The sequence below is a fragment of the Micromonospora sp. NPDC005324 genome, assembly GCF_040607155.1.
Taxonomy (GTDB): Bacteria; Actinomycetota; Actinomycetes; order Mycobacteriales; family Micromonosporaceae; genus Micromonospora; species Micromonospora trifolii.
Genome location: NZ_JBEXGE010000008.1, coordinates 150,182 through 163,457, shown reverse-complemented (window position 1 = coordinate 163,457; position 13,276 = coordinate 150,182). Strand labels below are relative to the sequence as shown.

Annotated in this window: 12 protein-coding genes and 1 pseudogene; 5 read left to right on the top strand and 8 right to left on the bottom strand. The window is 71.6% G+C overall.

Annotated features, from left to right (window positions below; translation table 11 throughout):
- Positions 1-9 precede the first annotated feature (9 nt).
- Positions 10-1,662, bottom strand: coding sequence for an alpha-amylase family protein (locus tag ABZS40_RS11220; RefSeq protein WP_354943168.1), 1,653 nt, complete (start codon positions 1,660-1,662; stop codon positions 10-12).
- A 77-nt stretch (positions 1,663-1,739) separates the two neighbouring features.
- Between ABZS40_RS11220 and ABZS40_RS11215 the strand changes: the two genes are divergently transcribed.
- Both ABZS40_RS11215 and ABZS40_RS11210 read left to right on the top strand, forming a co-directional pair.
- Positions 1,740-2,354 (top strand): DUF1349 domain-containing protein, encoded by a 615-nt coding sequence (locus tag ABZS40_RS11215; RefSeq protein WP_354943167.1) that lies wholly within the window; start codon positions 1,740-1,742, stop codon positions 2,352-2,354.
- A gap of 69 nt (positions 2,355-2,423) precedes the next feature.
- Positions 2,424-3,095 carry a DedA family protein gene (locus ABZS40_RS11210; RefSeq protein ID WP_354943166.1) on the top strand — a complete coding sequence of 224 codons (672 nt, stop codon included), beginning with the start codon at positions 2,424-2,426 and terminating at the stop codon, positions 3,093-3,095.
- A gap of 51 nt (positions 3,096-3,146) precedes the next feature.
- On the opposite strand, the gene ABZS40_RS11205 is transcribed toward ABZS40_RS11210, so the two are convergent.
- The 3 genes from ABZS40_RS11205 to ABZS40_RS11195 all read right to left on the bottom strand — a co-directional run bounded on the left by ABZS40_RS11205 (position 3,147) and on the right by ABZS40_RS11195 (position 5,747).
- Positions 3,147-4,532 carry a cellulose binding domain-containing protein gene (locus tag ABZS40_RS11205; RefSeq protein ID WP_354943165.1) on the bottom strand — a complete coding sequence of 462 codons (1,386 nt, stop codon included), beginning with the start codon at positions 4,530-4,532 and terminating at the stop codon, positions 3,147-3,149.
- 63 nt (positions 4,533-4,595) lie between these two features.
- Positions 4,596-5,351 carry a membrane protein insertase YidC gene (gene yidC / locus ABZS40_RS11200; RefSeq protein ID WP_354943164.1) on the bottom strand — a complete coding sequence of 252 codons (756 nt, stop codon included), beginning with the start codon at positions 5,349-5,351 and terminating at the stop codon, positions 4,596-4,598.
- Between the two features lie 102 nt (positions 5,352-5,453).
- Positions 5,454-5,747, bottom strand: a complete 294-nt coding sequence (locus tag ABZS40_RS11195; RefSeq protein WP_354943163.1) for a DUF6412 domain-containing protein — start codon at positions 5,745-5,747, stop codon at positions 5,454-5,456.
- A 163-nt stretch (positions 5,748-5,910) separates the two neighbouring features.
- Here ABZS40_RS11195 and ABZS40_RS11190 point away from each other — a divergent pair, with 163 nt between their 5' ends.
- The 3 genes from ABZS40_RS11190 (at position 5,911) to ABZS40_RS11180 (ending at position 9,491) form a co-directional block, all read left to right on the top strand.
- Positions 5,911-7,047: a glutamate--cysteine ligase gene (locus ABZS40_RS11190; RefSeq protein WP_354943162.1), complete on the top strand. Its 1,137-nt coding sequence runs from the start codon at positions 5,911-5,913 to the stop codon at positions 7,045-7,047.
- A 23-nt stretch (positions 7,048-7,070) separates the two neighbouring features.
- Positions 7,071-8,450: an FAD-dependent oxidoreductase gene (locus ABZS40_RS11185; protein ID WP_354943161.1), complete on the top strand. Its 1,380-nt coding sequence runs from the start codon at positions 7,071-7,073 to the stop codon at positions 8,448-8,450.
- 72 nt (positions 8,451-8,522) lie between these two features.
- Positions 8,523-9,491 carry a LacI family DNA-binding transcriptional regulator gene (locus tag ABZS40_RS11180; protein WP_354943241.1) on the top strand — a complete coding sequence of 323 codons (969 nt, stop codon included), beginning with the start codon at positions 8,523-8,525 and terminating at the stop codon, positions 9,489-9,491.
- Between the two features lie 141 nt (positions 9,492-9,632).
- On the opposite strand, the gene ABZS40_RS11175 is transcribed toward ABZS40_RS11180, so the two are convergent.
- The 4 genes and pseudogenes from ABZS40_RS11175 to ABZS40_RS11160 all read right to left on the bottom strand — a co-directional run.
- On the bottom strand, positions 9,633-10,586 hold the full coding sequence (locus ABZS40_RS11175; protein ID WP_354943160.1) for a carbohydrate kinase: 954 nt from the start codon (positions 10,584-10,586) through the stop codon (positions 9,633-9,635).
- On the bottom strand, positions 10,583-11,848 hold the full coding sequence (locus tag ABZS40_RS11170; RefSeq protein WP_354943159.1) for an AGE family epimerase/isomerase: 1,266 nt from the start codon (positions 11,846-11,848) through the stop codon (positions 10,583-10,585). Before ABZS40_RS11170 ends, ABZS40_RS11175 begins: the two co-directional genes overlap by 4 nt.
- Before the next feature lie 237 nt (positions 11,849-12,085).
- Positions 12,086-12,511: a nucleoside deaminase gene (locus ABZS40_RS11165; RefSeq protein ID WP_354943158.1), complete on the bottom strand. Its 426-nt coding sequence runs from the start codon at positions 12,509-12,511 to the stop codon at positions 12,086-12,088.
- Positions 12,508-13,182: pseudogene (locus tag ABZS40_RS11160) on the bottom strand (LLM class flavin-dependent oxidoreductase); the annotation flags it as partial. The pseudogene ABZS40_RS11160 and the gene ABZS40_RS11165, both read right to left, overlap by 4 nt.
- Positions 13,183-13,276: the final 94 nt, after the last annotated feature.

Sequence of the window (13,276 nt, the reverse complement as noted above, 5' to 3'; positions counted from 1 at the left end):
AGCTTAACCTCAACAGGCCGACCCTCGGCATAGGCGAATCCACCGGTATCCGTGGCCGGAGACCCGCAAAGCGCCGAGCTTGCCCAACTCTCCGTAGCCGCGGTCGGCCAGCACGTCGATCGGCAGGTCGGCCTCCGGCTCGAGGCTGCTGAGGTCCACCTCGACGTCCTCGGTGCTGAGGTTGTGCACGAAGACCATCGTCCCGGTCGGGCCGTCGGCCCGGTGCGCGAGCACTCCGGCCGGCATCGCCACGTCGATGTGGGTCGTCGAGCCGGAGCCGATCTCCGGAGCCTCCCGCAGCGTACGGATCATGCGCTCGAACCAGGCGAGCAGCGACGTGGCGTCGCCGCGCTGGGCGGTGACGTTGACGTTCTGGTAGCCGAACTCGCCCTTGTCGATCACCGGGCGGACCAGCTTCTCCTCCTCCGCCGTGGAGAAGCCGGCATTCGGCTGGTACGACCACTGCATCGGCGTACGGATCGCCTCCCGACCGGGCAGCGACAGGTTCTCGCCCATCCCGATCTCCTCGCCGTAGCGCAGCACCGGCGTGCCGCGCATGGAGAACTGGAGGGCGTACGCCAACTCGATGTGCCGCCGGTCGTTGCCGAGCATCGGGGCGAGCCGGCGACGGATGCCCCGGTCGTAGATGCGCATGTTCTCGTCCGGGCCGAACTTCGCGTACACCTGGTTGCGCTGTTCGGTCGTCAGCCGGGACAGGTCGATCTCGTCGTGGTTGCGCAGGAAGGTGGCCCACTGCCCGCCGACCGGCAGCTTCGGGGTGTCGCGGAGCGCCTCGATCAGCGACTCCGGGTCCTCGCGGGCCAGGGCGAGCATGAGTCGCCCGTTGAGCATGAAGTCGAAGAGCATGTGGATCCGGTTGCCGGAACCGCTGGCGTCGCCGAAGAACGTCGGTAGCTGGTCCGGCTCGACGTTCGCCTCGGCCAGCAGGACGGCGTCGCCGCGGCGCCACTGGACGTGCTGGCGCATCTCGGTGAGGAACTCGAAGTCCTTCGGGGAGTTCGGGTTGCCCGGTTCGGTCAGCTCGATGATGAACGGCACCGCGTCCATCCGGAAGCCGGAGACACCGAGCTGGAGCCAGAACGACATGATCTTCTTGATCTCGTCCCGGACCTGCGGGTTGGCGAAGTTGAGGTCCGGCTGGAACTTGTAGAACCGGTGGTAGAACCACGCCTTGGCGGTCCGGTCGTAGCTCCAGGTCTCGTCCTGCTCGCCGGGGAAGACCATGCCCTGGTGCCGGTCGTCCGGTTCGGTGTCGGACCAGACGAACCAGTCCCGGTAGGGCGAGTCCGGCGAGGATCGGGCGGACTGGAACCACGGGTGCTCGTCGGAGGTGTGGTTGACCACCAAATCGATGATCACGCGGATGCCCCGGTTCTGCGCCTGGTGCAGCAGCTCGGCGAAGTCGCCCAGGGTGCCGAAGCGCGGGTCCACGTTGTAGAAGTCGGTGGCGTCGTAGCCGTCGTCGCGATTGGGCGACGGGTGGATCGGGTGCAGCCACAGGCAGGTCACGCCGAGCCGGGCCAGGTAGTCCAGCCTCCCGATCAGCCCACGGATGTCACCGACCCCGTCGCCGTCCGAGTCGGCGTACGTGTCGATGTCGAGGCAGTAGACGACGGCTTCGGAATACCAACGGTCACCCATGCCGGAGGAACATCTCCGTTCGATCACCGCGGCAAACCCGTGCGGCGGCTGTGGGCGGTGTTGGTTACCGTGCCGTCATGGCGACCGACCTCGTACCGCCGAGCGAACTGTTGGACTGGTCCCGGGGCAGCTGGCTGCACCCGCCGGTACGCGTCGAGGAGGGCCCGGCCGGCGAGCTGGTCGTCGAGCCGGCGGCGGACAGCGACTTCTGGCGGCGGACCAGCTACGGCTTCGTACACGACAACGGCCCGGCCCTGCTGGCACCGCTGCCGGTGGGCGCCGCCATGGAGGTGAGTTTCCGGCTCGACTTCTCGGCGCAGTTCGACCAGGCCGGTGCGTTCGTGCGCGTCGACGAACGGACCTGGACCAAGGCCGGCGTCGAGATCAGCGACGGCGAGGTGCAGCTCGGCGCGGTGGTGACCCGGGAGTTCTCCGACTGGTCGGTCGGGCCGGTGCCGCAGTGGGCGGGCCGGGAGGTGACCGTCCGGGTCAGCCGGGCCGGCGACGCGCTGACGATCCGCGCCCGGGTCGACGACGAGCCGTGGCAACTGGTCCGGCTCGCCCCGCTGGACCCGGCGGCCGAGGCCGTGGCCGGCCCGTTCTGCTGCGCGCCGTCCCGCGCCGGTCTCAGCGTGGTCTTCACCGGCTGGCGGCAGGGGCCGGCGGACACCGCGCTGCACCCGGAGCACTGAGCGCGGGTGTAGCTCCGGCCCCGCTGGGTATGACCCTCCGATCCCCGCAAGCCGACCGGAAGGACGACCATGGCGTACGCCCAGGCTGGCGACCCGTCCGAGTTCACCGGGTTGACCGGCTGGGTGGCCTCGGTGATCGAGGCGATGGGCCCGGTCGGCGTGGCGCTGCTGGTGGCGCTGGAGAGCATCGTTCCGCCGATCCCCAGTGAGATCGTGCTGGCGCTCGCCGGTTTCCTGGCGCACGAGGGCGAGTTCAACGTCTTCGTGGTGGTGCTGGCCGCGACGGTCGGCTCGCTGGTGGGCGCGTTGGTGCTCTACTGGCTGGGCGCGGCTCTCGGTGAGGAACGACTCAAGCGCTGGCTGGACCACATCCCGTTGGTGGATAGCGACGACCTGGAGAAGGCCGACAAGTGGTTCGAGCGGCACGGTCGGTGGGCGGTGCTGGTCGGCCGGGTGGTGCCTGTGGTCCGCAGCCTGGTCTCCGTGCCGGCCGGGGCCAACCGGATGCCGCTGGGCGAGTTCATCCTGCTCACCACCATCGGCAGCGGGGTGTGGAACGGTCTCATCGTGGGCGCCGGTTACGCGCTCGGAAGCCGTTGGCAGGACGTCGCGCGCTACAGCGACTGGTTCAACTACGCGATCGTCGCGGTCTTCGTCGTGATGGTGGCCAGTTGGGTGATCCGCAAGGTTCGCAAGCGCCGGGATCGCGACGACCGGCGGTCGGTGACCGCCGGTCGCTGATCCGCGTTACCGCCTCCCGCCGGCGTCCGGACCGGACGCCGGCGAGCACGGTCAGGGCAGGGTGTCCAGGTGCGGGCCCACAGTGGTGGCGAAGGCGTTGCCGTTGCTGACGTCCCAGTTCACCGACCAGGTCATCGCGCCCCGGATGCCGGGGTAGGTGCGCGGCGGGCGGAAACTGCCGCAGTTGGTGCCCCGGGCCAGGCAGTCCAGGGCGGCGTTGACCACGCTGGGCGCGACGATGCCGCCGCCGGCCGCTCCCGCTCCGGCGGGCAGGCCGAGGCCGACCTGGTCGGGGCGGAGCCCGGCCTCCAACTGGATGCAGGCCAACGCGACGATGAAGTTCACGGTGCCCTGGCCGTACGCGGCGTTCTGGTCGCAGCCGAGCATCGCGCCGGAGTTGTAGTACTGGGTGTTGACGACGGTGAGGATGTCCCTGATGTCGAGCGCCAGCTTGAAGTAGCCCCCGGCCGGGTTCTGCATGTCGATGGTCTGCGGCGCCATCGCGATGATCAGCCCCGACCCGACTTTGGCCCGCAGCGCGCGCAGCGCCTGCGCCATGTACGTCGGGTTGAGCCCGTTCTCCAGGTCGATGTCGATCCCGTCGAAGCCGTACCGGGCGATCAGCGCGGCGGCCGTGTCGGCGAACACGGTGGCCGAGGCGGCGTTGTTCACAGTGACCCGGCCGGTCTCGCCACCGACGGAGAGGATCACCCGCTTGCCCCGGCTGTGCAGGGTGCGCACGTCGGCGGTGAAGTCCGCGTCGGTGTAGCCGCCGAGAGCGGCGGCCAGTCCGCTGTCGATGCCGAAGGTGAGCGCGCCGGGGGTCGCGGTGGCCTCGGCGAAGGCGACCGCCACCAGGTCGTACTCGGCGGGGACGTCGCGTAGCCGCAGCTCGACGGCGGGGTTGTCGAAGTTGTGCCAGTACCCGGTGAGCAGGTGTTTCGGCAGCCCGCCGGTGGGCGGGTCGGTCGGCGGTGGCGTGGTCGGCGGTGGGGTGGTCGGCGGCGGCGTGGTGGGTGGGGGCGTGGTGGGTGGGGTGCCGCCGCCGCAGGACGCGCCGTTGAGCTGACAGCCGCTCGGCGAGCCGGAGCCGCTGGCCAGGAAGCCGAAGGAGACCGACGCGCCCGGGGCGATCGTGCCGTTCCAGGACCGGTTGGTGAAGGTGTGCCGCTGGCCGGCTGAGCTGAGCAACGCGTCCCAGTAGCTGCCGAGGGTGGTGCCGGACGGCAGGTCGAAGGCGAGGTTCCAGCCGTTGATGGTCGAGCTGCCGCCGTTGGTGATGGTGTACTTCCCCTCCCAGCCGGAGCCCCAGTCGGCGGTCTTGACGAAGCTGGCGGTGGCGCCGGCGGCGTACGCGGGCAGCGCCACCCAGGCCGCGCCGAGTGTCGCCGCGAGGGCGGTGACGAGGGACAGGACAAGGGATCTGGAGCGTTTCATGCGACCCTCCGGGCCTGGACGGGCATTTATGGACGTCAACGTTGCTGCCAATTATTAAGACAGTTAACTGTTTCTGTCCAGGGGGCCCGGCGGGACCGCCTGCGGACGGCGCAGCACCGCCTGCTCAAGGGCCGACCACACGCTCGTGGTCACCAGATAGATCACCGCGGCGAGCGGCAGCACCAGCGCCACCAGCACTGTCGTGAAGGGCAGCAGGGGCAGCAGCCGGCCGAGCGTGGCCGCCCCCGGCCCCTCGGTCGGCGTACCGGCCACAGTGCCCACCGCCGCCGACGCCCGGCGGGCCCGCCGCGACGACCACCAGGCCACCGCCAGCAACACCACCAGCAGTACGCCGAACAGCGGTCCGGCCGCACCGGCCAGCCCGTCGCTGAGATGGTGACCCAGTGGCACGCCGGCCAACCGCTCGTCCAGCAACCCGGTGCCGCCCTCACTGGTGCTGAACAACCGGTACAGCACCAGCAGGAACGGCGCCTGGATGAGCAGCGGCAGGCAGCCGGCGATCGGGTTCGCGCCGGCCTCCCGGTACAACGTGAACACCTCGCGCTGAAGCGTCGCCGTGTCGTCCGCGTACCGCTGCTGGAGGTCACGGACCTGCGGGGCGAGCGCCGCGCGGCGCCGCTCGCCGCGGACCTGCGCGACGGTCAGCGGCGAGATCAGCAGGCGGACGGCGATGGTGAGGAGCACGATGGCGGCGGCGGTCGCCGCACCGCCGGCCAGTGGTGCGAGCAGTTCGGTGAGCCAGGACAGCGCGCTGCCGGCGGCGGCGACAGTGTCGTGCAGTGGTGCGAAGGCAAGCATGGGAAACCCCTCGGTCCGATTCCGGTGAGGCCCTCCCCCCGGGCGGTATCCACTCAGCAAGGGGGCCGGTGACGGCGGGATCGGCCGCGCGGCGGCGAGGCGCTACACGGCCGAGGGGTGCCCCGGGGCACGGGGACGAGGACGACCGGCCGCATCCGGGTCGATCTGGCGGGGCATCCGGCGACTTCGGGAGCGGGCCCGCAGGCCGGCCGACCGCGGCCCGGCACCGGGCGCGCCAGCCCGGTCGTGCACTCGGGCCGCCAGCACCACAGCGAGCAGCACCAGGGCGGTCAACGCGGCACCGGCGAGCAGGTCTGCCGGTCGGCCTGCGAGCACTGTGAGCTGGGCGAACGCGGACATCCACGCGACCCCGACATAGCCCAGCAGCACCGGCACGGGCCCAGCATAGGACCCGCTGTCACGTCACCCAGCCGAAATCCGGCTGCCCGCCCCCGATACGACGCACCGCCGCCACGTTTCCCGGCATCGCCACGTTGGGTAACCAACGGCGGACCAACGCGGACGGACCGCGAACGGTAGGAACGGACGGGTGATGTCGATGACCGGTCAGGTGGCGGAGGCGCCCAGCGACATTGCTGCGGCGACCGGGTTGCTCACCGTGGGTGTCGAGGAGGAGTTCCTGCTCGTCGACCCGCACACCGGGGCCGCGGTTCCGGCCGTGGACCTGGTCATGGAGCAGGTGCCGGCCGAACTTCGCGGGCAGGTGGAGCGAGAGTTCCAGACCAGTCAGATCGAGATCGGCAGCCCGCCCGGCCTGGAGCTCTCGTCGATCCGGCACTCCCTCGGCGTCCTGCGTCGGGCGCTCTCCGACGCCGCCGAGCGGGCCGGCGTACGCCTGCTCGCCATCGGCACCGGCCCGGTGGACGGCCCGGTGCCACCGGTGGTGGACAAGCCCCGCTTCGACCTGATGATCGAGCGGTTCCGGCTGCTCGTCCCCGGCCCCGGCAACAACGGTATGCACGTACACGTGGGGGTGCCCGACCCGGACACCGGCGTGCAGGTGCTCAACCACGTACGGCCGTGGCTGCCGATGCTGCACGCCGTGACCACCAACTCGCCGTTCTCCGGGGGCGAGGACACCGGCTACGCCAGTTGGCGCTCGGTGGAGTGGGAGCGCTGGCCGTCGGTGGCGCCGACGCCGTTCCTGGAGTCGCACGAGCACTACCAGCGGTTGATCCGCCAGTTGATCTCCAGCGGGGTGATGCTCGACGAGGGGATGCTCTACTGGTACGCCCGACTGTCGGCGAAGTACCCGACGGTGGAGCTGCGGATCGGCGACGTCTGCCCGTCGGTGGACGACGCGGTGCTGGTCGCCGCGCTGGTCCGGGCGCTGGTGGCGACCGCCATGGCGGATGTCGAGGCCGGCCGGCCGGCCTTGCAGACCGACCACCACCTGCTGGTCGGCGCGCACTGGCGAGCCGCCCATGACGGCCTGGAAGGCGAGGCCGTCGACGTCACCAACGGTGAGCTGCGCCCCGCCTGGGAGCTGTTGGACCGGTTCGTGGAGCGGATGCGGCCGGCGCTTGAGGAGCACGGCGACTGGGCCGAGGTGACCGACCTGTTGGGTGGGTTGCGCCGGCACGGCAGCGGCGCGGCACGGCAACGCGCCGTGTTCGAGCGCACCGGCCGACTCACCGACGTGGTGCAGGACGTCGCACGGCAGACCCGCGGCTGATCACCGCGTGACAGGATGGACCCGTGGCGCAACGGCTGATCGTCATCGGCGGGGACGCCGCCGGAATGTCGGCGGCGTCCCAGGCCCGACGCCGCCGTGACCGTGGCGACCTGGAGATCGTGGTCTTCGAGCGGGGCCACTTCACCTCCTACTCGGCGTGCGGCATCCCGTACTGGATCAGTGGCCTGGTGCCCGGTCCCGAAGCGTTGATCGCCCGGACCCCGGAGACGTTCCGCACCGAGTACGCGATGGACGTCCGGATGCGCCACGAGGTCACGGCCATCGACCTGGAACGCCGCGAGGTGGTGGCCCGGGACCTGAAGGGCGGCGGCGAGGTCCGCGAGCGCTTCGACGACCTGATGTACGCCACCGGCGCGGTGCCGGTGAAGCCACCGTGGGCGGTCACCGACGCGGGCGGCGTGTTCGGCATGCAGACCCTCGACGACGGTGCGGCGCTGCGCGACTGGCTGGACGCCGACCCGCAGCCCCGCCGGGCCGTGGTGGTCGGCGGCGGGTACATCGGCGTCGAGATCGCCGAGGCCCTGATGCAGCGCGGCCTCTCGGTGACCCTGGTGGAGGCGGGCGAGCAGCCCATGTCGACGGTCGACAGCGACATGGGCGAGCTGGTCGCCGACGCGATGCGCGGCCTCGGCATCACGATCCGCGGCGGCCTGCCGGTGACCGGCCTGGAGGAGCGGAACGGCCGGGTGTCCGCCGTGGTCACCGCCGAGGGGCCGATCCCGACCGACGTCGTGGTCATGGGTCTGGGCGTACGCCCCAACATTGCCCTCGCGGAGGCGGCCGGGCTGCCCCTCGGGCCGACCGGCGCGATCCGGGTGGACCGGCGGATGCGGGTGCCCGGGCACCCCGGGGTCTGGGCGGCCGGTGACTGCGTGGAGACCCTGCACCGGATCAGCGGGTTGCCGGTGCACGTGCCGCTCGGCACGCACGCCAACAAGCAGGGCCGGGTCGCCGGGATCAACATCGGCGGCGGGTACGCCACGTTCACCGGCGTGATCGGCACGGCGGTGACCAAGGTCTGCGACCTGGAGGTGGGTCGGACGGGTCTGCGCGAGCGCGACGCCACGGCTGCCGGCTTCGAGTTCGTCTCGGTGATCGCCGAGTCGACCAACCGGGCCGGCTACTACCCGGGTGCCCGGCCGATGACGGTCAAGCTGATCGCCGAACGCCCCAGCGGCCGGTTGCTCGGCGCGCAGATCGTCGGATGGTCCGAGGCGGCCAAACGGATCGACTCGCTGGCCGTGGCGCTGTGGAACGGCATGACGGTGGACGATATGACGCAGCTGGACCTGGGCTACGCTCCGCCGTACGCGCCGGTCTGGGATCCGGTGCTCATCGCCGCCCGAAAAGCGGTCGACGCGCTCGCCGCCCTCGACCGCTGACCCGCGCCCGTCGTGGAGGACCACCCCGTGACCCAGACCCCGACCCGGCCGACCGTGCGTCGGCGTCCCACGATGGTCGACGTGGCCCGGCGGGCCGACGTCAGCCTGAAGACGGTCTCCCGGGTCGTCAACGACGAGCCGGTGGGTCAGGAGTTGGTCGGCCGGGTGCTGGCCGCGATCGCCGAGCTGGGCTTCCGGCGTAACGACATCGCTCGTAACCTGCGCTCCCGGCAGCTCAACGCCACCGTCGGGCTGCTGATCGAGGAGATCGCCAACCCGTTCTACGCGACCATCGCCAGCGTCGCCGCCGAGATCGCCGCCGCCCACGGCACCATGCTGATCACCGCATCGTCGGAGGAGGACCCGGAGCGGGAACGCGCCCTGCTCCAGGACTTCACCCAGCGCCGGGTCGACGGCCTCCTGGTGGTGCCGGCGGGCCTGGACCACTCGTTCCTGCGTCGCGAGGTCGAGCTGGGCATGCCTGTGGTGTTCCTGGACCGGCCACCGCAGGGGCTGCAAGCCGACGCCGTGCTGTTGGACAACCGGGGTGGCAGCCACGCCGGGGTGAGCGCGCTGCTCGACGAGGGACACCGACGGGTGGGTCTGCTGCTCGGCGCGCCGAGCGTGCCCACCATGCGGGAGCGGCTGGCCGGGGCGCGGGCGGCACTGGACGCCGCCGGGGTCGAGCCGGACGAGACGCTGATCCGTGAGCGGCTCATCGCCCCCGAGGAGGCCGGGCGGGCGGTCGCCGCGCTGCTCGACCTCCCGGAGCCGCCCACCGCGTTCTTCTGCGCCAACAACCGGCTCACCGTCGGCGCGCTCCAGGAGCTGCACCGGCGGGGCAGTGACGCCGCGCTGGTCGGCTTCGACGACTTCGAACTGGCCCACCTGATGCCCCGACCGCTGACCGTCGTCGCGTACGACACCAGGGAGCTGGCAAGGGTCGCCACCGAACGACTGTTCCAACGAGTAGCCGGCGACGACACCCCACCCTCGACCACTGTCCTCCCAACCAGGCTGCTGAAGCGCGGCCTGGCCTAACCCGCGCCCGCGCCCGCGCCCGCGCCCGCGCTCTTGCCCGCGATCTTGCAGTTTCGGTTGTCGAATTGCGGCAGATGGCCCATCTTGTCGCGACAGAAAGTGCAAGATCGCGGGGGCGGGGCGGGGCGGGGTGGGGTGGGGTTAGCTTGCGGGGTTTAGGAGTTTCTCCACCTCGGCGCGGGTCGGCGGGTCGGCGCCTCGGCGGCCGCAGGTCAGCGCGGCCACAGTGGCGGCCTGCCGGAGCACCGCACCCCACTGCGGCTCTGTCACCGCGGCGAGCCGGTCGGCCGGTCGGTCACCGAGCGCGTCGAGGTCGGCCAGCGCGGCCAACAGGCCACCGGTGAACGAGTCGCCGGCACCGACGGTGTCGACCACTGTGGTGCGGACCGCTGGCTCCTCGTGCAGCGAGCCGTCCGGCGCGAGCAGCCAGGCGCCGTCCCCGCCCCGGGTCACCACGGCGCAGGACACGCCGGCCGTACGCCATTCGGTCATCACGTCGGCCACCGAACGGTCCGGGTAGAGCCAGGCCAGGTCCTCGTCGCTGGCCTTGACCAGGTGCGCGAGGCGTGTCTGTCGGCGTACCCGCTCCTGCTCCGCCGCCCGGTCGGTGACGATGCTCGGCCGCAGGTTGAGGTCGATGGAGACGGTGAGCCCGTCGCGCTGGCGTTCCCGGGCGAGCAGGCCCTCCAGCGCGTCCGCGCCGGGTGCCAGCGCGAGCGCGAGGGACCCGGTGTGCAGCGCGATCGCCGGTGACCCGGCCAGCTCGGGCAACTCCTGCGGCGTCCACTGCCAGTCGGCCGCACCGGCCAGCCGGAACTCGTAGCTGGCCTGCCCGGCGGCGTTCAGGGTGGCCACCGCCACCGACGTGGGCTCCTCGGCGCGTACCGCCCACTTCAGGTCCACCCGGTTGGCGCTCAGATGCTCGACGAGTTGCCGACCGTACTCGTCGCCGGCGAGCCGGGCCAGCAGCCGTACCGGCTGGTCGAGCCGGGCCAGGGTGACCGCGACGTTCGCCGGGGAGCCACCGGGGACGGCCCGCTGCCCCTCGGCGGTGACGACCAGGTCGATCAACGCCTCACCCGCGACGACGATCACGCGGTCACCTCCCCCGGAGCGAGCGGGCCCGGGCCGCCGAGCCCGTCGGCCGCGCGGGACAGCAGTACCGCCTGGTAGGCGTGGTAGACGTCCGGTCGGCCGTGCCAGACCGAGTCGGCGGGCAGGTTCTGCGCGTCCAACTCGTGCCGCCATCCGGTCTGGTCGATGAGGCTGCGACGGGCGTACGCCCAGAAGACCCGGTACCAGTCGAGGTAGACCGCGTCCCCGGTGCGGCGGTGCAGGGTGATCGCCGCGCCGATGGCCTCGGCGAGAACCCAGTGCATCCGGGAGCGCACCACCGGGCGGTCGTCCCAGTCGATCGTGTAGACGAAGCCGTCGGCGCCGTCGACCGCCCAGCCGAGGCGCACGGCGGCGGCGAACAGGGCGCGGGCGTCGGCGAGCAGCCAGCGGGGTGGCTGCGGCAGCACCGCCTCCAGCTCCAGCAGCAGCCGGGCCCACTCCAGCCAGTGCCCGATGGTGGAGCCGTACGGCCGGAACGGGTCGGCGGGCTGGTCCCGGTTGTAGTCGGGCAGCGGCGTCCAGTCGGTGGTGAAGTGCTCGGGCAGCCGCCAGTCGTGCCGGGCCGCCTCACCGTGCACGAGGTGGGTGGCGATCCGCAGGGCCCGGTCGGCCCAGCTCGCGTCGCCGGTCGCGGCGGCAGCGGCGAGGAACGCCTCGACCATGTGCATGCTGCTGTTGGCGCCCCGGTAGTCCTCGGTGACCGTCCAGTCCCGGTTCCACGATTCGCGGACCGCGCCGGCCTCGTCGTCCCAGAACCGGTCCCGCACGACGGCCAGCACGTCGGCGAGCAACCGGTCCGCGCCGGGCCGTCCGGCGCGCGCGGCGCTGGAGGCGGCGAGCAGGACGAACGCGTGGTCGTAGCCGGCCTTGCGGTCGTTGACGGGCACTCCCTGCTGGTCCACAGCGCCGAACCAGCCGCCGTACCGGTCGTCGCGCAGCAGCGTGCTGAGCGCGGCGATCCCGTGGTCCACCAGGGCAGCGGCGTCCGGGTCGCCGTTGCGGTGGGCGAGGGCGGCCACGTGGGTCATCCGGCAGGTGATCCAGGTATGGATCGGTTCGCCGCGGTCCGGGGTGCGGTCGTCGGTGAGCCACCAGAAGCCGCCCTCGGGCCGGACCGAGCGGCGGGCGGTGTCGAGCAGCGTCCGGGTCTGGCCGACGAGGAAGTCGTCCAGATCGGGAAGGCCTGGTGACCCCGCCGGAGTGGGGGTCGTTGCAGCGTCGGATCGGGGCACGTCGGTCATTTCAGCTGGTCACCGTCGGGTAGGAAAGGGACATACGGCCAGGATCGGCGGACGGACCGGGGTCCGCGCCGCAAAACCGCCAACGGTACGCCACGAATCGACTGGTGAGGGTCGACGCGCGACGGGAGTCTTTTGCTCCCATTTGCCCGTTGACATCGTTGTCACCGCTCAACCCTGCTCCGGCAGCCCGCCGACTGTCAATTCCGGATGCGTCACACCGCCCCGAGACGGCTCCGATCAGTAGTAGTCGTCGATCGGCTGGCGTGCCTCATCGAAAAGCGCCGGCCCCTCGTAGCGGACCGGGGGCAGCGGCGGAGTGGCCGGCTTGACCTCCTCGAACTGCTCGGTGGACAGCGCGTACACCACCCGACCGAGGCCGGACCGGTCGATCGCCGTCGCGCACATCGGGCAGGGCTGGCAACTGGTGAACATGGTGGTGCCGGCGGCCACCTCGGGGGCGAGTTCCCGAGCCGCCCAGCGGGCCAGCTTCAACTCCGGATGGGCGCTGATGTCCGCGTCGGAGACCACTGTGTTGTGGTCCTCGATCAGGACGACGCCGGCCGCGTCGACAAGCAACGAGCCGAACGGGCGTTCGCCGGAAGCCCCCGCCCGCCTGGCGATTTCCACGGCGTGGCGGAGAAACTTCTCGTCGTCGGGGGTCATCGATCCTCCTGGGTAGCGTGATGTGCGGCCACGGCGGCAAGGGTCCGCCAGGCGCGTTCGGGCTGGCGGATCTCGGTCAGGTCGCCGTTGAACGGGTCCAGCACCACCGTCTCCGCGCCGAGCGCACGAAGTTGGTCGAGGTCGGCGACGATCTGATCGATGGTGCCGACACCGGCAAGTCGGTCCGGGTCGGTGATTGGTTCTCGGGTCTCCTGAAGCGCGATCCGCGGCACCAGCGCGGGCACCGGGCGACCCAGCTCGTCGGCGATGGCCGTCAACCGTCCGGCCGCCTCGGCCAGTCGTCCCGGTGTGACCCGCAGCGGGTGCCAGGCGTCACCGAGCAGTACCGCGCGGCGCATGCCGGCGTCGCTGTTGCCACCGACCCAGATCGGGATCGCATCCGTGTCGTAGTCCTCGGTGTCCCCCCAGGCCGCACGCATGATGCGCAGGTACTCGTCGGTCAGCGTGCCGCGCTGCCGAAACGGCACCCCGAGCGCCTCGAACTCCTGCCGGGCCCAACCGACGCCGACACCGAGGACGAGCCGACCGCCGCTGAGCCGGTTGAGGTTCGCCGCCATCCGGGCCGTGAGCAGCGGGTGTCGGTACGGCACGATGAGCACCGTGGTGCCCAGCCGGACCCGACTGGTCACCCCGGCCAGCCAGGACAGACCGGCGCAGGACGTCGGGGTCGGTGCCCGGGGCGAAGTTCGGTACGTTCACGCCAATCTGCACCCGTCCACGCTAGCCACAATGGACCGGCGTGTG